Origin of the sequence: Kineothrix sp. MB12-C1, from assembly GCF_030863805.1 — a bacterium.
In the GTDB taxonomy this organism is placed as follows: Bacteria; Bacillota; Clostridia; order Lachnospirales; family Lachnospiraceae; genus Kineothrix.
This window is the reverse complement of sequence record NZ_CP132957.1, coordinates 247,924-267,734: the sequence shown is the minus strand read 5'-3', so window position 1 is coordinate 267,734 and position 19,811 is coordinate 247,924. Positions and strand designations below refer to the sequence as shown.

The 19,811-nt window shown below is 41.7% G+C and carries 22 protein-coding genes and 1 tRNA gene; 22 read left to right on the top strand and 1 reads right to left on the bottom strand.

Features of this window, described 5'->3' with window-relative positions; all coding sequences use genetic code 11:
• Positions 1–13 precede the first annotated feature (13 nt).
• The 15 genes from RBB56_RS01355 to RBB56_RS01285 all read left to right on the top strand — a co-directional run bounded on the left by RBB56_RS01355 (position 14) and on the right by RBB56_RS01285 (position 14,459).
• Positions 14–904 carry a chemotaxis protein CheX gene (locus RBB56_RS01355; protein ID WP_306720602.1) on the top strand — a complete coding sequence of 297 codons (891 nt, stop codon included), beginning with the start codon at positions 14–16 and terminating at the stop codon, positions 902–904.
• Between the two features lie 25 nt (positions 905–929).
• A complete protein-coding gene (locus RBB56_RS01350) occupies positions 930–1,289 on the top strand; it encodes a response regulator (RefSeq protein WP_306720600.1) in 360 nt (119 codons plus the stop codon).
• 153 nt (positions 1,290–1,442) lie between these two features.
• Positions 1,443–1,514, top strand: a tRNA-Glu gene (locus tag RBB56_RS01345).
• 148 nt (positions 1,515–1,662) lie between these two features.
• Positions 1,663–2,127, top strand: a complete 465-nt coding sequence (gene rimP, locus RBB56_RS01340; protein WP_306720599.1) for a ribosome maturation factor RimP — start codon at positions 1,663–1,665, stop codon at positions 2,125–2,127.
• A gap of 45 nt (positions 2,128–2,172) precedes the next feature.
• Positions 2,173–3,363 (top strand): transcription termination factor NusA, encoded by a 1,191-nt coding sequence (nusA, locus tag RBB56_RS01335; RefSeq protein ID WP_306720598.1) that lies wholly within the window; start codon positions 2,173–2,175, stop codon positions 3,361–3,363.
• Positions 3,364–3,385: 22 nt separating this feature from the next.
• A complete protein-coding gene (rnpM, locus tag RBB56_RS01330) occupies positions 3,386–3,652 on the top strand; it encodes an RNase P modulator RnpM (RefSeq protein WP_306720597.1) in 267 nt (88 codons plus the stop codon).
• Entirely contained in the window at positions 3,645–3,992 is a 348-nt protein-coding gene (locus tag RBB56_RS01325) for a L7Ae/L30e/S12e/Gadd45 family ribosomal protein (protein ID WP_306720596.1), read from the top strand. The genes rnpM and RBB56_RS01325 overlap by 8 nt, the downstream gene beginning before the upstream one ends.
• Positions 3,970–7,113 (top strand): translation initiation factor IF-2, encoded by a 3,144-nt coding sequence (gene infB, locus RBB56_RS01320; protein WP_306720595.1) that lies wholly within the window; start codon positions 3,970–3,972, stop codon positions 7,111–7,113. The genes RBB56_RS01325 and infB overlap by 23 nt, the downstream gene beginning before the upstream one ends.
• A 45-nt stretch (positions 7,114–7,158) precedes the next feature.
• Positions 7,159–7,521 (top strand): 30S ribosome-binding factor RbfA, encoded by a 363-nt coding sequence (gene rbfA, locus RBB56_RS01315; protein ID WP_306722059.1) that lies wholly within the window; start codon positions 7,159–7,161, stop codon positions 7,519–7,521.
• Positions 7,522–7,558: 37 nt separating this feature from the next.
• The gene (locus tag RBB56_RS01310; protein WP_306720594.1) at positions 7,559–8,521 is read left to right on the top strand and encodes a DHH family phosphoesterase; all 963 of its coding nucleotides are present in this window, start codon (positions 7,559–7,561) and stop codon (positions 8,519–8,521) included.
• A gap of 32 nt (positions 8,522–8,553) precedes the next feature.
• Positions 8,554–9,453 (top strand): tRNA pseudouridine(55) synthase TruB, encoded by a 900-nt coding sequence (gene truB, locus RBB56_RS01305; protein ID WP_306720593.1) that lies wholly within the window; start codon positions 8,554–8,556, stop codon positions 9,451–9,453.
• 28 nt (positions 9,454–9,481) lie between these two features.
• Positions 9,482–10,408 (top strand): bifunctional riboflavin kinase/FAD synthetase, encoded by a 927-nt coding sequence (locus tag RBB56_RS01300; protein ID WP_306720592.1) that lies wholly within the window; start codon positions 9,482–9,484, stop codon positions 10,406–10,408.
• 143 nt (positions 10,409–10,551) lie between these two features.
• Positions 10,552–11,700 carry a C40 family peptidase gene (locus tag RBB56_RS01295; protein WP_306720591.1) on the top strand — a complete coding sequence of 383 codons (1,149 nt, stop codon included), beginning with the start codon at positions 10,552–10,554 and terminating at the stop codon, positions 11,698–11,700.
• A gap of 130 nt (positions 11,701–11,830) precedes the next feature.
• The gene (rpsO, locus tag RBB56_RS01290) at positions 11,831–12,097 is read left to right on the top strand and encodes a 30S ribosomal protein S15 (RefSeq protein ID WP_306720590.1); all 267 of its coding nucleotides are present in this window, start codon (positions 11,831–11,833) and stop codon (positions 12,095–12,097) included.
• Positions 12,098–12,350: 253 nt separating this feature from the next.
• On the top strand, positions 12,351–14,459 hold the full coding sequence (locus tag RBB56_RS01285; RefSeq protein ID WP_306720589.1) for a polyribonucleotide nucleotidyltransferase: 2,109 nt from the start codon (positions 12,351–12,353) through the stop codon (positions 14,457–14,459).
• Positions 14,460–14,542: 83 nt separating this feature from the next.
• Here the strand turns inward: RBB56_RS01285 and grcA3 are convergent, their stop codons facing one another.
• Positions 14,543–14,782: an autonomous glycyl radical cofactor GrcA3 gene (gene grcA3, locus RBB56_RS01280; RefSeq protein ID WP_306720588.1), complete on the bottom strand. Its 240-nt coding sequence runs from the start codon at positions 14,780–14,782 to the stop codon at positions 14,543–14,545.
• A 351-nt stretch (positions 14,783–15,133) separates the two neighbouring features.
• Between grcA3 and spoIIIAA the strand changes: the two genes are divergently transcribed.
• The 7 genes from spoIIIAA to RBB56_RS01245 are packed head-to-tail and all read left to right on the top strand — an operon-like array spanning position 15,134 to position 19,804.
• Positions 15,134–16,084 carry a stage III sporulation protein AA gene (gene spoIIIAA, locus RBB56_RS01275; RefSeq protein ID WP_306720587.1) on the top strand — a complete coding sequence of 317 codons (951 nt, stop codon included), beginning with the start codon at positions 15,134–15,136 and terminating at the stop codon, positions 16,082–16,084.
• Positions 16,072–16,590 carry a stage III sporulation protein AB gene (locus RBB56_RS01270; RefSeq protein ID WP_306720586.1) on the top strand — a complete coding sequence of 173 codons (519 nt, stop codon included), beginning with the start codon at positions 16,072–16,074 and terminating at the stop codon, positions 16,588–16,590. The genes spoIIIAA and RBB56_RS01270 overlap by 13 nt, the downstream gene beginning before the upstream one ends.
• 20 nt (positions 16,591–16,610) lie before the next feature.
• Complete coding sequence (gene spoIIIAC, locus RBB56_RS01265; protein WP_306720584.1) at positions 16,611–16,805, top strand: stage III sporulation protein AC; 195 nt, start codon at positions 16,611–16,613, stop codon at positions 16,803–16,805.
• Between the two features lie 14 nt (positions 16,806–16,819).
• The gene (locus RBB56_RS01260) at positions 16,820–17,206 is read left to right on the top strand and encodes a stage III sporulation AC/AD family protein (RefSeq protein ID WP_306720582.1); all 387 of its coding nucleotides are present in this window, start codon (positions 16,820–16,822) and stop codon (positions 17,204–17,206) included.
• A gap of 20 nt (positions 17,207–17,226) precedes the next feature.
• Complete coding sequence (locus RBB56_RS01255) at positions 17,227–18,417, top strand: stage III sporulation protein AE (protein WP_306720581.1); 1,191 nt, start codon at positions 17,227–17,229, stop codon at positions 18,415–18,417.
• 26 nt (positions 18,418–18,443) lie between these two features.
• Positions 18,444–19,109 (top strand): stage III sporulation protein AF, encoded by a 666-nt coding sequence (locus RBB56_RS01250; protein ID WP_306720579.1) that lies wholly within the window; start codon positions 18,444–18,446, stop codon positions 19,107–19,109.
• Positions 19,110–19,111: 2 nt separating this feature from the next.
• A complete protein-coding gene (locus RBB56_RS01245; protein WP_306720578.1) occupies positions 19,112–19,804 on the top strand; it encodes a hypothetical protein in 693 nt (230 codons plus the stop codon).
• The last annotated feature ends 7 nt before the right edge of the window (positions 19,805–19,811 follow it).

Sequence of the window (19,811 nt, the reverse complement as noted above, 5' to 3'; positions counted from 1 at the left end):
ATGGAGGGTACATATGTTTAGTCAGATTTTGGGGAAATTTTTGGTAGAGAAGAATTTGATTTCTGCACAAAAGCTGGAAGAAGTATTAGAAGAACAGAAGAATGTGCGAGTGAAAATGGGGCTTATTGCAGTATCTGAGAAGCTTTTGACCGAAGAGCAGGCAGATAAGATCAATAAGAGACAGGCCCAAGAGGACAAGCGTTTTGGTGATATTGCTGTGGAGTTAGGATACCTGACTGAGAATCAGGTGGAACGATTATTGAAGCAGCAAGGGAATCCTTATCTCATATTCATACAGACAGTGACGGAGAAGGGATTTATGACGCTGGAAGAGATAGAACAGGCAATGGAAAGCTATCAGAAGGAAAATGGATTCACTCCTACTGATATGGATGATTTGAAAAGTGGCGATGTGGATCGTATCGTTCCTCTTTTTGTAAGGAGTGAAAACAGATTCGCCAGGGAACTGGCAGGGGTGGCTATTCGTACGATAGTACGTTTAATCGATTCTAATATTTCTGTTGGTGCGTCGAGAGAAGCGGATAATTACGAGTTTGAAGATATTGCTTTACAGGAGGTAGAGGGGGAACGCAATATAGCTCTCGCATTGGCAGGAGAAGAGTGCGGACTTATGGCGATTGCAAGCACCTTTGCCAGGGAATCTTTTGAAGAAATGGATATTTATGCTTTTGATTCTGTTTGTGAGTTCATCAACTGTATTAATGGGCTGTATGCATCCGCTCTTAGTGCGGAAGGGATACAGGTGGATATGATTCCCCCTACTTACTATCAGAAGGGCTGTGTGAAAACAGGACAAAAAGCATTAGTTATTCCCGTAAGTATTAAGAACTACATGGTAGAAATCTTCATCTCAGTAGACACTGAGCTTGAAGTTTCCGCATAATGAATGGCAGCAGGAGGATGAGATTATGGCAAATATTTTAATTGTAGATGATTCGAGAACATCCCGTAAAATCTTGAGAGAAGTGTTGGAAGGTGCAGGACACACCGTTGTTGGCGAGGCGTCCAATGGCGAAGAAGGGATTGCTTTGTATAAAGAACTTAAACCGGATCTGGTAACGCTTGATATTACGATGCCTGTAATGAACGGGCTCGAGGCGCTCGAAGGTATCCGGAATGAAGACAAAGAGGCGAAGATTGTTATGATTACAGCAGCCGGTCAGAAAGAGAAGATGGTAAAAGCAATTAAAGAAGGTGCTTCCGACTTCATTACGAAGCCCTTTGAAGCGGGTATTATCATAGAGACTGTTAATAATTTGGTAAAATAAAGGCGGAAAATGGGCGTTTTTCGGATATTGAAAGAAAAAATAAAGAACAAATGCAAAAAAGATAAAAAAAGTGCTTGCAATCTAATAAGTTTTGTAATAGAATAAGCAAGTCGGCAAGAGAATAACGAAAATAATTCGTGTCGAATTTGTTCTGGCTCGTTGGTCAAGAGGTTAAGACGCCGCCCTCTCACGGCGGAATCAGGGGTTCGAGTCCCCTACGAGCTGTTTTAAGTATTTTTTCTAAAAGCCTTGCAATTAAAGGTATACAGTGTTATAGTATAAGAGAATAAATGCTATTGTTAATTGGAGTGGACTTGCGAGTCCACTCTTTTTGCGAGTAGCGATGAGATGATGGAAAGGAACGGGTGCATCGATGTCCAGGAAAGAAACATACGAGAACAGGACGGAAGAACTGCTTCATCCGATAGTGGAAGCAGCAGAGGTTGAAATTTATGATGTAGAATATGTGAAGGAAGGCAGCGACTTTTATTTGCGCGTTTATATCGATAAGCCGGAGGGGGTAAACATCAATGACTGTGAGACGGTGAGCAGGGCGTTATCAGAGGCTCTGGACGAGAAAGATTTTATTGCTGATGCTTATATTTTAGAAGTAAGCAGTCCGGGACTTGGAAGAACCTTGAAAAAAGATAAACATTTAACGAAGAGTATCGGTGAAGAAGTGGAAATCAAGACATATAAGGCAATTGATAAATGTAAGGAATTCAGGGGGAAATTAAAGGCATTTGATGAGAGTTCCATAACGATAGAAGATGAAAAAGAAGAACTGATTTTTGCAAGAACAGACATTGCACTTATCAGGCTGGCGCTTGATTTTTAGAGAGGATAATCTCAACACGAGATAAGCAGAAAGGAAAAAGGAAAAATGAACAAAGAATTAATGGAAGCATTAGATATTCTGGAGAAAGAAAAAGAAATCAGTAAAGAGACCTTATTTGATGCTATTGAGAATTCATTGATTACAGCCTGCAAAAATCATTTTGGTAAATCGGACAATATCAAGGTTGAAATCAACAGAGAGACCTGTGATTTTCTATGCTATGCGGAAAAGGAAGTAGTGGAAGAGGTGGAAGATGACTGCTGCCAGATTTCCCTTACTGATGCGAAAGAGATTTCCCACAGAGCGCAGCTTGGTGATTTACTCCATGTAGAAATAAAGTCCAAAGAATTCGGACGTATTGCAACACAGAATGCTAAGAACGTTATCTTGCAAAAGATAAGAGAAGAAGAAAGAAGTGTTATCTACAATCAGTATTATGAAAAAGAAAAAGATGTAGTAACAGGTATTGTACAGCGCTATGTAGGAAAGAACATTAGTATTAATCTGGGAAAAGCAGATGGAATATTAAACGAAAGTGAGCAGGTAAAGGGAGAAGTATTTAAGCCCACAGAACGTGTGAAGTTGTATATTCTCGAAGTAAAGAACACTCCTAAGGGGCCGAGAATCATGGTTAGCCGTACACATCCGGAATTGGTAAAGCGTCTGTTTGAATCGGAAGTGACTGAGATTAAGGACGGTACGGTTGAGATTAAGAGTATTGCAAGGGAAGCAGGAAGCAGAACGAAGATGGCAGTTTGGTCTAACAATCCGAACGTGGATGCGGTAGGAGCATGTGTCGGTATTAACGGCACCAGGGTGAATACCATTGTGGAAGAGCTTCGCGGAGAGAAAATCGATATTATCAATTGGGATGAGAATCCGGGTAATCTCATTCAAAATGCACTTTCACCTGCGAAAATAGTTGCAGTGTTCGCAGACCCGGACGAAAAGACAGCGAAAGTTGTAGTACCTGACTATCAATTGTCTCTTGCAATCGGTAAGGAAGGACAAAATGCAAGACTTGCGGCAAGACTTACCGGCTATAAGATAGATATTAAGAGTGAGACGCAGGCGAAAGATGCTCCGGGATTCCGTTATGAAGATTATGAGGATGAATACGATGAGTATGATGAGGAATATGATGAAGAGTATGAAAGCAACGAGGAATATGTAGAGGGAGAAGGTATGTTGCAGGAACCTTCACCAGAGTATTCTGAGGAAGCTTTGGAAGAATAATAAATTAGGGAAAGGGCAGAGAATGGCAAAGAAAATCCCTTTAAGACAATGTGTCGGTTGCGCGCAGATGAAAAGCAAGAAGGAAATGATACGCGTACTCAAGACTGCGGACGAAGGCATTGTTCTTGACGTAACAGGTAAAAAGAACGGAAGAGGCGCTTATATTTGTATTTCGGAAGAATGCTTGAAAAAGGCAAGAAAGAATAAAGGTCTGGAACGTTCTTTCAAAATGAGCATCCCGGATGAAGTATATGAGAGGCTTGAGAAGGAGTTAAAGGAAAATGAATAAGGTGTATTCATTACTTGGCCTTGCTGCCCGCTCCCGAAATGTAGTGAGCGGAGAATTATCCACAGAAAAAGCAGTGAAGACAGGAAGTGCAGAGCTTGTAATTATAAGCACAGATGCTTCCGGCAATACCAACAAAATGTTTCGCAATATGTGTGACTTTTATAATGTGCCATTTTTTCAATATGGAACGAAAGAAGAACTGGGGCACGCCATGGGGAAAGAAATGCGATCTTCATTAGCGGTAACGGATAACGGATTTGCAGAATCCATAAAGAAACATTTAAAAGCATCGGAAGAATATAACGGAGGTAGTGAGCATGGCGAAAATAAAAGTACATGAATTGGCGAAAGAATTAGATAAACAGAGCAAAGAAGTAATTGCTTTTTTACAGGGCAAGGGTATTGAAGTAAAAGCACCGCAGAGTTCTTTGGAAGAGGATGCGGTTGTAATGGTAAGAAAACAATTTGGGAAAGAGGGGGCAGGAACGACGAAACCGGAAATTACAAAACAGGAAATGGTAAAGCCGAATAAAGAAGAGGTAAGAGCGGAACAAGAAACAGCGGATGAGCCGAAGAAAAAGAAGAAAATTATCTTTGTGAGCAATCCTCATAACAGCAAGATGCCGGGACAGAAATCTTCCCAGCAGGGGCACGGTCAAAATCAGGGTAATGATAGAAGACCGGCTGCACAACAGAGAAATTCCAATCAGAGGAGGAATAATAATGCGCCGGAGCCTTATCGTCCGGTAAGACCGTTGACTCCTCCCTCCCCTACGCCGCCCGTAACGATGGTGCCGGCTTCCAATAATATGCCAAAGAAAGAGGCGAAGCCTGCCATGAAGGAAGAAGCTTTAGCGAGAAATACAGTAGAGGAAAAGGTACAGACTCCTGCTGAAGGAACCAGAAGTTCAGCACCTGCTCAGACAAGGACTGCACAACCGGCCAGATCCAATTATAATGCAAACGGCGATAATAACCGCGGCACATATAACAATAACAGAGCCGATGGGAATAGTAGAAATAGAAGCGATAACAATAATCGTCCGTACAATAATAATAGAACAGACGGTGGTGATAATACTCGCCCGTACGGAAATAACAGGCCGGATGGCGGTAGAAGCGGCGACAATAATCGTCCATATAACAACAATAGGACGGATGGAACGAGAAGCAATAATAACAATCGTCCATACAACAATAATAGGACGGATGGAACGAGATCGGATAATAATAATCGTCCATACAACAATAATAGGACGGATGGAACGAGGTCAGATAATAATAATCGTCCGTACAATAACAATAGAACGGATGGAACGAGACCGGATAATAATAATCGCCCGTACAACAACAATAGACCAGCGAGACCTCCTTTTGAAAGGAATCAGGCGGGTCAGAATGATAGGCGCGGTTATTCTTCTAATCAGAATGGCAGCAGGCCTTATAACAATAATGATGGAAATAACAGAGGCAATGCGGGGCCGGACAATCGTTTCAGAAAACCTATGCCTGGTAAAGGGTTTGCTGCGGAAAGCCCGGTAAAGGAACCTAAGAAGCATAGCAGAGATGAAGAAAAGCGCAGGATCGGTCAGGAGAGGGATAAACGCTCTGGAAAAGACCTGATGTATGAAGAGGACGTTAAGGCGCAGAATAAAGCCGGAAGATTTATCAAACCAGAGAAGAAGATGGAAGAAACAAAAGAAGAACGGATTAAAGTAATTACGATATCAGATTTCCTTACAATTAAGGAACTGGCGGATAAGATGAAGCTTCAGCCTTCGATCATCATTAAAAAATTGTTCTTACAGGGACAGATCGTTACGGTGAATTCAGAGATTTCATATGAAGAAGCGGAGAACATTGCGATTGAGTATGACATTATCTGTGAAAAAGAAATTAAGGTCGATGTTATTGAGGAGCTTTTGAAAGAGGAAGATGAGATCGAAGAAGAATTGACAACAAGACCTCCGGTTATTTGTGTTATGGGTCACGTTGACCATGGTAAGACTTCTTTACTCGATGCGATTCGTAAGACTAATGTTACCAATAGAGAAGCAGGCGGTATTACACAGCATATCGGTGCTTACATGGTAACCGTAGGGGATCAGAAGATTACTTTCCTCGATACACCGGGACATGAAGCGTTCACGGCTATGCGTATGCGTGGAGCTAATTCCACAGATATCGCCATTCTTGTTGTAGCAGCGGATGATGGTGTAATGCCTCAGACGGTGGAAGCGATTAACCATGCGAAAGCGGCAGGTATTGAGATTATCGTTGCGGTGAATAAAGTTGATAAGCCGAGTGCAAATATGGATCGCGTAAAACAAGAAATGACAGAATATGAGCTTATTCCGGTAGATTGGGGCGGAACGACGGAATTCGTACCTGTTTCTGCGAAGTCGGGAGAAGGAATCGATACTTTACTCGAAACAATAGTACTCACTTCAGAGATTCTGGAACTTAAGGCGAATCCGGAAAGACATGCAAGAGGTCTCGTTATTGAAGCTGAGCTGGATAAGGGAAGAGGACCGGTCGCTACTGTGCTCGTACAAAAGGGTACACTTCGTGTAGGAGATTTCATTTCTGCAGGAGCAAGTTATGGTAAGGTAAGAGCCATGATAGATGACAAGGGAAGAAGAGTGAAGGAAGCATCCCCTTCTACGCCGGTGGAGATTCTGGGTCTTTCTGATGTACCGAGTGCCGGTGAAGTATTTATTGTGCATGAAAACGATAAGACTGCAAGATCTTATGCGGAAACTTATCTCGCACAGAATAAAGAAAAGATGCTGGAAGATACTAAGGCTAAGATGTCGCTCGATGATCTCTTTACAAAGATTCAGGCGGGTAACTTAAAAGAGCTTAACTTGATTGTGAAGGCAGACGTACAAGGAAGTGTGGAAGCGGTAAAACAAAGTCTTTTGAAGTTGTCTAACGAGGAAGTGATTGTAAAATGCATCCACGGAGGCGTAGGCGCTATCAATGAATCTGACGTATCCCTCGCTTCTGCTTCACAAGCAATTATTATCGGCTTCAACGTAAGACCGGATGCGACGGCGAAGACTATCTCGGAAAGAGAAGGCGTTGATATTAGGCTGTATAAAGTAATTTATCAGGCGATTGAGGATATCGAGGCTGCGATGAAGGGTATGTTAGATCCTGTATTCGAGGAAAAGGTAATCGGTCATGCGGAAGTACGCCAGATATTCAAGGCATCTGCTATCGGTAATATCGCTGGTTCCTATGTGCTTGACGGTATGTTCAAAAGAGACAGTAAGGTTCGTGTTACGAGAGAAGGCGAGCTGATCTTTGAAGGTGAATTGGCTTCCCTTAAGAGATTTAAGGACGATGTTAAAGAAGTGAAAGCAGGATTTGAATGTGGTCTTGTATTTGACGGATTTGATCAGATACAGGAATTTGATATTGTTGAGGCTTATACGATGGTAGAGGTGCCCAGATAAGAACCTTGCCTGCGTAAGCCTGCAAGGAAAGGTATGGGTATTCATTTGAGAAAAAATAGTGTAAAAAATACGCGAGTAAACGGAGAGGTACAAAAAGCTCTGGCTGAGATTATACGCGGCGGAATTAAAGACCCGCGTATCAGCCCGCTTACCTCGGTCGTATCGGTGGAGGTGTCTCCTGACCTTAAGACATGTAAGGCATGGATTAGCGTTCTTGGAGAAGAACAGGCACAGAAAGATACCTTGGCTGGTTTACGAAGCGCCTCCGGTTATATTAAGAGTCAGCTTGCGAAAGAAATCAATTTAAGAAATACACCGGAGATTACATTTATTATTGATCAGTCTATCGCTTATGGCGTAAATATGTCGAAGTTAATCGATGATGTGAATAAGAATAATAAAGAATAAATAGTAGTATATCGATAACGGGGAAAGGGAGCAGACGATGAGGATTTCAGACGAATTGCAGGGAGCAGCAACCATTGGAATCAGCGGGCATATCAGGCCGGATGGAGATTGTGTCGGCTCCTGTATGTCATTATATATGTATTTGAAAAAAGAATATAAGGATGCGGTAATAGAGGTCTTTTTGGAAGAACCGCCATCGGTGTTCGAGTGTATTCGGGATATAAAGGAAATCCGCACTGATTTTAAAACGGATGTGGATAGATTTGATGTTTTTATTGCTCTCGATACGGGAAAGGAACGGATGGGTGAAGCAGAGAAATTCTTTGACCGGGCGGTAAAGAAGATTAATATCGATCATCATATAAGCAATACTGGAAGCGGGGATGTGAATTACATCGACCCGCAGGCCAGTTCCACCGCAGAATTGGTGTATCGAGTGTTGGAAGAGGATAAGATAGATGCAGAGATCGCCAAAGCAATTTATATTGGCATTATTCATGATACCGGTGTTTTAAAATATTCTAATACTACCCCTGAAACTCTTATAACCGCAGGAAAGTTAATTTCTTACGGTTTTGATTTTTCGGAAATTATAGAAAAAACTTTTTATGAAAAAACCTATGTGCAGACTCTTTTACTTGGCCGTGCTTTGTTAGAGAGTATACAGTTTATGGATGGTAAGTGCATTGTCAGTGCGATTCATCAAAGGACTCTCGATTTCTACCAGGCAAGCACTAAGGACTTAGAAGGAATTGTCAGCCAATTGAATATGACAAAAGGCGTTGAATGTACGATTTTCATGTATCAGACGGGTACGATGGAATATAAAGTAAGCCTTCGTTCTAAGGGCTTGGTGGATGTGGCGAAGATTGCAGTACTTTTTGGCGGCGGCGGTCATGTGCGGGCATCGGGCTGTACGATGAATGGTAATTTTCATGATGTGGTGAATAATCTGTCGCTACATATTGAAAATCAATTAAAGCAAAATGCAACTGTTTAGTCCCCTCACAGTTACGCAGATGGGAGTAGGGAATGTATAACGGAATTATCAATATCTATAAAGAGGCTGGCTTCACTTCTCACGATGTAGTAGCGAAGCTTCGGGGAATTTTAAAGCAGAAAAAGATCGGACATACAGGTACTTTAGACCCGGATGCGGTAGGGGTACTCCCTGTCTGTCTGGGAAGCGCAACGAAGCTTTGTGATATGCTTACGGATAAGAGTAAGGAATACCGCGTACGCTTTTTACTTGGAAGAACAACGGACACACAAGATAGTTCCGGGCAAGTGCTGACACAAAGTCCTGTAACGGTTACCGAAGCACAAGTTACAGCGGTGATTCACTCCTTTCTTGGCGATTATGACCAAGTTCCCCCCATGTATTCCGCTATTAAGGTAGATGGAAAAAGACTTTACCAACTGGCCAGAGAAGGTAAGGAAATCGAACGGAAGTCACGACAGGTACATATTGAATACATTCATATCGAGGAACTTGCGCTCCCTGAAATAGCTATGGTAGTCGGTTGTTCGAAGGGTACATATATTCGTACACTATGTCATGATATTGGACAAGAACTCGGTTGTGGTGCGGTTATGACCCATTTAGAGCGCAGCCGTGTAGGAGAATTTCTCATGGAGGAAGCGTTACCTTTGTCCGAGGTAGAGCAGATGGTAAAAGAGGGAACGATAGATGGACATATTCTTCCGGTGGAGAGGATTTTTGCCGATTACCGGAAAGTAACGGTAGATGACAGGTTCCGCAAATTAATAGATAATGGTAATGCTTTTTATGAAGATATGATAATGGAAAGCGGTGCCTGTATCGATGGGGAGTCTGTCAGAGTATATAGTCAGGATAATCGTTTCTATGGTATCTTTGCATATAGTTCTTATGAGAAACGGTTTAAACCGGTGAAAATGTTTATGGAGTAACAGTTACTTTATGGAGAAATAGAAGAGCATGCGGGTGATTCACGGAACAACAGAATTTGAATTAGAAGAAAAAAGTGCAGTTTCTATTGGTAAGTTCGATGGTATTCATTTAGGACATCAGAAATTGCTGCATCACATATTAGAACAAAAAGAACAGGGGATGAAGGCAGTTGTATTTACTTTTGATCCTCCTCCTTCTGTGTTCTTCGGGAGAACAGAAGAAAAAGAATTGATGACCAGAGCGGAGAAACGATTTGCTTTTGAGAAAATGGGTGTGGATGTGCTGATAGAGTTTCCGTTAACAGTGCAGAGTGCTTCCATTTCGCCCGAAGAATTTATAACCGACATTTTAGCGAAAAAGCTCCATGCCGGTTATATTGCTGCGGGGCCTGATGTTTCTTTTGGAGATAAAGGGGCTGGGAACTATGTACTTCTCCAGGCACTGGCGAGAGAACTTGGATATGAAGTTCAGATTATAGATAAGGTATATTTCTATGGAAAAGAAATCAGTTCCACTTATGTGCGGAAGGAGCTGGCAAAGGGGCATATGGAGACGGTAACGGAACTTTTGGGTGCACCTTATGGCATTAGTGGTACAGTGACTCATGGCAATCGATTTGGTCGAACAATAGGTATGCCTACGGCGAATATTCTTCCTGCAGCGAGTAAGCTGCTGCCGCCCAATGGGGTGTATTATTCAGAAGTATTACTTCGTGGAGAAGTGCATAAGGGAATAACGAATATTGGATATAAGCCTACAGTGAGCGATGAAAGGCAACTGGGAGTGGAGACTTATATTTATGACTTCCATAAGGATATTTATGAGGAAGAGATAGTGGTGCGGTTACTCGCCTTTCAGAGAGAGGAAAAGAAGTTCGAGGGAAAAGAAGCTTTACAAGAGCAAATGGCACGAGATATCGAAGACGGAAGAATGTTTCACCTCAAGAAGATGTAAATAAAAAGTTGAAAAAAAGCGCGAAATTTTCCAAATATTTCCGCTTTTTTTTATTTGACAGAAGAGAAGACCATTGGTATAATAACCCTGTAATATATGTAATAAATTTGTAATATATTTTGTAATATATTTTGGAGGCGTTCATGAAATATCAATTGGCAGGCGTGGCAGGGATGTGCATAACTGGTTTAATTCTTTTACAGAATCTTCCGGTGTATGCGGTGGAGAATCAAGGGGTACTGGAGAAGTTTCTTGCTCCGGCTCAGGCGGAGACGGTTCTGGATACGGCAAGTCTTGTTGGTAATGAGGCAGTGATGCCGGTAGTTAGCAATATAAGAATGGACTCCATTAAGGAATCGATAGCACAACCGATAGGAGCAGCCACCTTGCTGGAATCGGAGAAGACCAGGGTAGAGTATATCGAGACTGCAAGCGAAGCGGAAGGCTCTCTGTGGGGATATACGAATCTCGGCATTTCGAATGTGGATAATAATTTGAATATAAGGCAGACTGCGGCAGAGGATGGTAAGCTGGTAGGGAAGCTTCCAAGAAATGCAGCTTGTGAAATTATAGAGAGAGATGGTGAATGGGCACTTGTTCGTTCGGGAAAAGTAGAGGGCTATGTAAAGGGAGAATTTTTATTAGACGGTTGGAATGCGAAAAAGCGGGCTAATGAAGCGATGGCAGTTGTTGCAGTAGTCAATACCGATAGCTTAAAGGTAAGAGAAGAACCCAATACGGACTCCGAAGTGGTTACGATGGTTCCAAAGGGAGAAGAGTTGGATGTCGTAGAAATGAACGGCGATTGGGTGAAAATTTTAATAGACGATGAAGAAAATTATATAGCATCGGAATATGTGAAGATTGAAGAAAAACTGGGAACGGCTATTACGATGACAGAGCTGCTATACGGGCAGGGTGTATCCGATATTCGTGTGGATTTATGTCAGTATGCGAAGCAATTTGTGGGGAATCCTTATGTATGGGGCGGAACGAGTTTGACTAAGGGAGCAGACTGTTCAGGATTTGTTTTAAGTGTGTTTAAGAATTTCGGAATCTCACTTCCGAGAAACTCCGGTTCTCAGGCGGGAGCAGGAACGAAGATTACGATGTCTCAGGCTCAGCCGGGGGACTTGATTTTCTATGCAAAAGGCGGAAATATCAATCACGTGGCAATCTATATCGGGGGCGGTCAGGTAGTGCATGCCAGCAGTCCTAAGACGGGAATTAAGATTTCTACCTATAACTACAGAACACCTGCGAAAGTTGTCCGTGTTTTGCCCAGAGATTAGATTTTTCGGTATTTACATGAAGAATAAAATGTGGTAAAATAGCAAAGTATGAAATAGTACCGATGCTCAGATAAGGGACGACTCCGACCCATTCTTAGTATCCGGTGTATGAAAAGAAGGAGGAAATCAAATGATTTCAAAGGAAAAGAAAACAGCAATTATCAAAGAATATGCAAGATCAGAAGGTGATACAGGTTCACCCGAAGTTCAGGTTGCAGTTCTCACTGCAAGAATTCAGGAGCTTACTGAGCACTTGAAAGAGAATCCGAAGGACCACCACTCAAGAAGAGGTCTTCTTAAAATGGTTGGTCAGAGACGTGGTCTGCTCGGTTATTTGAAAGATTCTGAAATCGAAAGATATCGTGCTCTGATTGAAAGACTTGGACTCAGAAAGTAATTATGAAGATGGAAGAAGGCGGATACGGACTGAAAGGTTAAGTGTCCGTCTTTTTAACGATAAAAATTAAGCTTCAGTAACAAAAGGTAGAGAGAAGGTTCCGAGACCACTGATGTGCATTCGATAAAGAAATATAGCGGTATCGAGGATACATCAGTAGTTTCGGTCTCTCTTGCCTTTTCATTATTATAAAAAATCAAAAAGTTTAAAAATTTATTTTTAAACTGCAAAAAGCAAAAGGAGAAAAGAGTAGATGGAAAAGAATTATAAGACTTTTACAATGGATCTTGCCGGAAGAACTCTGCGCGTTGATGTAGGCAGAGTAGGCAAACAAGCCAACGGCTGCGCATTTATGCAGTATGGCGAGACAACGGTACTTTGTACAGCAACGGCTTCTGAGAAGCCAAGGGAAGGAATTGATTTCTTCCCGCTTAGCGTGGAATATGAAGAGAAGTTATATTCAGTAGGAAAGATTCCGGGCGGATTCAACAAAAGAGAAGGAAAGGCGTCTGAGAACTCTGTTCTGACAAGCCGTGTTATCGATAGACCGATGCGTCCGCTCTTTCCTAAGGATTACAGGAATGATGTGACTTTGAATAATATGGTAATGGCAGTAGACCCTTCTTGCCGTCCGGAGTTGGTAGCTATGATTGGTTCCGCTATTGCAACGAGTATTTCTGATATTCCTTTCGACGGTCCTTGTGCTACGACACAGATTGGTATGATCGATGGGGAGCTCATTGTCAATCCGTCTCAGGAGCAGTGGAAAGTTGGAGATCTTAACTTGACGGTAGCTTCCACAAGTGAAAAAGTAATTATGATAGAAGCCGGTGCAAATGAAATCCAGGAAGAAAAAATGATTGAAGCCATTTATATGGCTCATGAAGTGAATCAGACTTTAATCGCATTTATCAATCAGATGGTTGCAGAAGTAGGAAAAGCTAAACACGGATATACAAGTTGTGCGATCCCGGATGAAATGTTTGCAGCGATGAAGGAAATCGTGACACCGGAAGATATGGAAGCAGCAGTATTTACTGATGAGAAGCAGGTACGTGAAGAAAATATAAGAAATATCACAGCGAAATTGGAAGAAGCTTTTGCAGAGAAGGAAGAATGGCTTGCTATTCTCGGAGAAGCGATTTATCAATATGAGAAAAAGACTGTTCGTAAGATGATCTTAAAGGATCAGAAGCGTCCCGATGGCCGTGAAATCACACAGATACGTCATCTTGCAGCAGAAGTGGATTTAATTCCCAGAGTGCACGGATCTGCAATGTTCACACGTGGACAGACACAGATTTGTACGGTTACCACTTTAGCACCTTTATCCGATATGCAAAGAATCGATGGTTTGGATGAAAATGAAGTAAATAAGAGATATATGCATCACTATAATTTCCCTTCTTATTCCGTAGGTGAGACAAGACCTAGCAGAGGACCGGGACGTCGTGAAATTGGCCATGGTGCTTTGGCTGAGAAAGCATTAATTCCTGTACTTCCTTCCGAAGAGGAATTCCCGTATGCAATCCGTACCGTATCTGAGACTTTCGAATCTAACGGTTCTACCTCTCAGGCAGCAATCTGTGCTTCCACCATGTCCCTTATGGCGGCAGGTGTGCCGATTAAGAAGCCGGTAGCGGGTATTTCTTGTGGATTGGTAACAGGAGAAGGCGGTGACGAGGATTATATCGTTCTTACAGATATTCAAGGTCTGGAAGACTTTTTCGGAGATATGGACTTTAAAGTGGCAGGTACCCATGATGGTATTACTGCGATTCAGATGGATATTAAGATTCACGGTTTGACCAGACCTATCGTAGAGGAAGCAATTCGCAGAACGAAGGAAGCGAGAGAATATATCTTAAATGATGTTATGATTCCTGCAATTGCGGAACCTAGAAAAGAAGTAGGTCAATATGCACCGAAGATTATTTCCGTTCAAATCGACCCTGAAAAGATTGGTGATGTAGTAGGACAGCGTGGAAAGACCATCAATGAGATTATCGCTCGTACAGGTGTGAAAATAGATATTACAGATGACGGTAAAGTATCTGTATGCGGTACTGATGGAGAGATGATGGATAAAGCGGTAGAAATGATTAAAATTATTACTACCGATGTAGCAGAAGGACAGATTTTCAAAGGTACAGTTGTAAGCATCAAAGAATTTGGTGCCTTTGTAGAGTTCGCTCCCGGAAAAGAAGGAATGGTTCACATTTCTAAAATTTCTAAGGAAAGAGTGAATAGAGTGGAAGATGTGCTTACACTTGGCGATAAGGTGAATGTAGTATGCCTTGGAAAAGACAAGATGGGAAGAATGAGCTTCTCTATGAAAGATGTAGCACAGGATGTAGTTTAAAAAACAAAAGCAGTAGAAATAAAAAGCTTGTCGTACTTTCGTACGACAAGCTTTTTTGTGGTTCTACTTTATAAAAGAGTCTTTTAAACGGATTCGTGGAAGGTTCTGCTGATAACGTCATTTTGCTGCTCAGGTGTGAGTTTAATGAAGTTAACGGCATAACCGCTGACACGGATTGTGAGTTGGGGATATTTTTCAGGGTGTTTTTGTGCATCCAGAAGAGTATCTTTGTTCAATACATTTACATTCAGGTGATGGCCGCCTTTTTCTGCATATCCATCCAATAAGCTTACCAGGTTATCAATTTGAGCTGAGTTTGTCATAAAAATTCCTCCTTAAAATCATATATTATTCTATTAATAATAGTAATTGTTACTAATAATTATAGTATTATATTATCATCCATGAAGGATAATGTCCATGGTAATTATAAAAAGAAGTGTATTTTTTTTGATACAAAATAGGTAGCTATTTTGTAGGTCTGCGCATTTACTGCGCTGACCGCAAGAATAACGTGGAAAAGCAGGTGAAAATCCCATCACCGGAGGTGACTTTAATGGATTTTCGCATGTAACTGTGAGGGCACTGAACAGTTACCAAAATAGTTGGAATAACTTGGACAACAACTCATATATTGAGATAAGGGAATAATTAAAGAACAGAGAGGAGGAAATATGGCCGGAAGTGAAGAAATACTTCATATTTTTCCTGATTATATGAGGGAGAGATGGCGAAAGGTAGCCGCAGCGCCGGATAATTTGCAGGAGATTAGGCTGCGCATAGGCAAAGAAATTATAATTATATCGGATAATAAAGAATGGTATCTAGGCGATGATGGAGAACTGACTGAAGAACACGAGAAATCAGTCCTTATATCGGAGAGGGATATGGAAGCAATCTTAAATCATATATGTGAATACTCCCTCTATGCTTTTGCTGATGAGATCAGGCAGGGATTTCTTACTATTCCTGGCGGGCATCGTATTGGACTAGCCGGACAGGTTATCTTGCAAGAAGAAGGAAAGATACGTAATATGAAGCATATCGGCTATATGAATGTACGTATTTCTCATGAAATTAAAGGAGCTGCTGACGGGGTCCTCCCTTATATCTATGAGGATGGGAAATTATTGGATACCCTGTTGATTTCGCCTCCGGGCTGCGGTAAGACAACCTTACTTCGCGACATGATACGACAGGTTTCCGATGGCAATCGTTATGCAAAAGGGATGAATGTAGGGGTAGTGGATGAACGTTCGGAGCTTGCGGGAAGTTATTTGGGACGACCTCAGAATGATATAGGGATGCGGACAGATATTCTGGATGGCTGCCCGAAGGTACTCGGAATGATGATGATGATTCGTTCTATGGCTCCTAAGGCGGTAGCGGTAGACGAGCTTGGATGTGAAGAGGATATGAAAGCTGTTTATCAGGTAATGCGTTCAGGGAGTAGAATCATTGCAACGGTACACGGAGACTCCCTAGAGGATGCAATGCATAAGAATTTTTTGACAGATATCAGAGAACAGAAAGTATTTGGGCGTTATATTTTACTCGGTAAAGTAAAGGGGAAATGCATGGTAAAAGCAATTTATGATAGGAGTTTTGCGTTATGTTACGAATAATAGGAATCTTATGTCTGATGGGAGGAAGTATCGGCTTTGGTTGGACCTTAAGAGGCCGGATGAAAGAACGATTAAGTGCTCTTTATCAATGGGAACAGATTTTTAAAATGCTGCAAAATGAAATTACCTACAGCAAAGCATCTTTGCCGGAGGCATGCAGAAGAATTGCTGCAAGAAGTAAGGAACCATACCGGAAAGCACTTGAAGGGGTCTATGAAGAAATGGCAATGAATAATGGTTGTTCCTTTTCAGAAATATGGAAGAGGCATATGGAAGAATGTCTAAAGGAGACGGTTCTTTCTAAAGCGGATAAAAAGGTGTGTATGGATTTCGGCGATTGTGTGGGATATATGGATGGAGAAATGCAGTCAAAGGCGTTTGCGCAATATCTACACCGTCTGGGACTGGAAGTAAAGCGGCTGGAAGAAGAGATTGCAAATAAAAGTAAGGTGATTATGAGTCTAAGTATAATGGGCGGTCTGCTCGCCGTCATTATACTGCTCTGACCGATACATAAGGGGGAACTATGGGCGTTAGTCTAATGTTTAAAATTGCGGCAGTAGGAATTTTGATAACAATTTTGGGTCAGATATTAAAGCATAGTGGAAGAGAAGAGCATGCGTTTCTAATCAGTTTGGCAGGGCTAATACTTGTTTTGACATGGATCGTTCCATATATCTATGATTTATTTATGTTGATTCAGAATCTGTTCGAATTATAGAAAGGCATAATAAGATGGACGTATTTAAAATCAGTTTGTTGGGAATAACGGGTGTTATGATAGCCTTACAGTTTAAATCGGGCAAACAGGAATACGGATTGTATATCGGGTTTGCCGTATGCCTGATTATTTTTTCCTATGCAATATCGGGACTTGGCTCTTTTCTAAATGGTATGGGAGAGCTTAAACAGTATTTAAATTCGGACAACGCCTATTTTCGTATCTTATTAAAGGTAATAGGGATTACCTATATCTGTGAATTTTGTGCGGGAATCTGCAAAGATGCCGGCTATTCTTCAATAGCCGGACAAGTAGAAATCTTCGGGAAACTATCGGTATTAATTGCAGGAATGCCGGTATTGCTGGCAATTATTCAAAGTATTCAGGAAATATCAGGCTAGGGGAAAAGAGCAGGTGTGAAATGAAAAAGAAGAGAACAAGGGGAGCAAGGATGCGGAAACGCTTGGGCGTAAAGAAGATAGTAGCAGGGATGGTACTCGCACTTACCATTTTTTTCTTCTCGGGTCAGCAGGTACATGCTGCAGAGATTATAACAGACTTTAGTACTCTATGGGGGGATTATGGAATGGGGGAAATCTCTCAGCAATTAGGGCGTCTTTTGCCAGATTATGAATTCGATGTGAAGGAATTATTATCGAAGATTATACAAGGGAAGATCGGAGAGGCAATTAAGCTGCTCTGGGATGGAATCAAGGGAAAACTGGGAGCTGAGCTATCGGCAATGAGGCATATTTTTGTTTCTATTTTGGTGCTCGGTATTTTATCCGCATTATTCTCCAACTTCTCGGATATCTTTAAGAACCATCAAATTGCGGATATCGGTTTTTATTTTCTCTATCTTCTTTTGATGGCCGTATTGATGAGGTCCTTTCTGGCTGCGGCAGCAATTGCAGCGGATACGGTGGAGTCGATTGTATTATTTATTAAAATGTTCATTCCTACCTACTTTATGGCGGTAGGGGCTGCATCGGGAGTTATGACAGCTACTGCTTACTATCAATTCACGTTATTTTTAGTGTATGCAGTAGAAAAACTATTGTTATTTATTATGATACCTCTTATATACAGTTATGTGCTTATGGCATTGATGAATGGAATATGGGCAGAAGAACGGCTTACTCTCTTGCTTGAATTTCTGAAAAAGGGAATTATACTCGGGCTTAAAGTAGCGATGGGGGCGATTACGGGATTTGGCCTGTTCCAATCAATGATAACACCTGTTATAGATTCGCTGAAAGCTTCTTCGGTAAAGAAAGCGATTTCAGTTATTCCGGGAATCGGTAACCTTGCGGAAGGGATAACCGAAATGATGATAGGCTCTGCAGTTCTTATTAAAAATAGTATCGGAGTTCTCATGCTTTTGCTCTTGCTTGCCATCTGTCTGATACCTTTGGCGAAGCTTTTTGTAATCGCCTGTATGATAAAGGGAAGTGCAGCTCTTGCGGGAATTGTCAGCGACAAACGGATTACAGGATGCACGGATAGAGTAGGGGATGGAAGCTTGCTTTTATTCCGGACAACCTTCACTTCGGTGGCATTATTTATGATTACAATTGCTATTGCGGCATATACTACGGGCAAGGGGATGTGATTATGGGATATACCCTTTTGGAATTTATGAAAAGTATTGGAATTTTTATGATATGTGCACAGAGCCTTATATATTTTGCGGCGGAGAAATCTTATGAGAAATATATTAAAGTGTTAGTGGGGATTATGATACTGGCTCAGTTCATTGTTCCGATCAGATCCTTGCTTCTGGGAGCAGAAAGTGGAGAAATGGAAAGAAGTATTCTCGCATTCCAAGAAGATATGGAATCAGCCATAGAAAAAGGAATAGATGGTGCGGAAATATTTTATGAAAAAAATGGAACGGGCTCTGCTCTCGGCGGTGCAGAGGAAGAAGAGAAAGAAAAGATAAGAGGACTTTTACAGGAAGAAGTAAAACAAAAGCTGCAGGGTACGGCACAAGGATATGGATATGGTATTGATGAAGTATTATTCCGGGAGGAACCTCCGGGGTTTGTGCTCAAGGTTTCTTCAAGAGCTGAGACGGCGGAAGCGGCAGGAGAGGGAGATAGCGTATCGATAGATAAGAGTACGGCAGTGGAAGCAATTACAATAAGCGATGGAATAGGCATAAAGGTGGAAATAGGTGCGGATGAAGAGGCAGGAGATGGACAAGGGAGTAAAGATATGGAGAAATCCCCTGTGATAGGGGCGATGAAAAAGGAATTTTGTATTTTGTTAGGAGTGGATGAGGAATATTTGGAGGTGAGATAGATATGGGGGGAGAGAACAAAGATAGCTTACTTTTGCGACTTAAGGCAGGAAAGAGGCTGGGGAAGGAACAGTTTGTTATTTTCATTTTAGTAGGAATTCTTTTGATTATTATTGCTCTTCCCACAGAAACGTCGAAGAAAAGCGAGGGGGCAGCCGGACTATGGAATATGAGCGGTGCAAAATCCAATGCAGATAAGATAGAAGATACACAGATAACAAAGGAGAAGGCAGGGGAAATTCCGATGGAAGCAGGCGAATATGAGAATTGGGAGGCAGGAAATGAGGATGCGGAGTCATATGAGAAGTATCTTGAGAATAAATTAGAACAGATAATCTCTGTAATGGAGGGGGCCGGTAAGGCAAAGGTAATTGTAACAGTGAGCGCTTCTAAAGAAAAGGTGGTGGAAAAAGATATACCTGAGACAAGAAGCAGTACACAAGAGAAGGATGCTCAGGGGGGGAGCCGAATTATGCAAGAAGACTCTTTCCAGGAGGAAACGGTATATGTAGAGGAGAGTGGTGTAGGAAATGTTCCTTATGTAGTAAAAACACTGCAGCCTGTTATAGAAGGAGTGGTCGTAGTGGTACAGGGCGGAGACAAACTAGAAGTAAGGAAAAATATTAGTGAAGCAATTGTGGCATTATTTGGAATAGAGTCACATAAAATTAAAATAATTAAGATGCAATCCGAATAAGGAAACC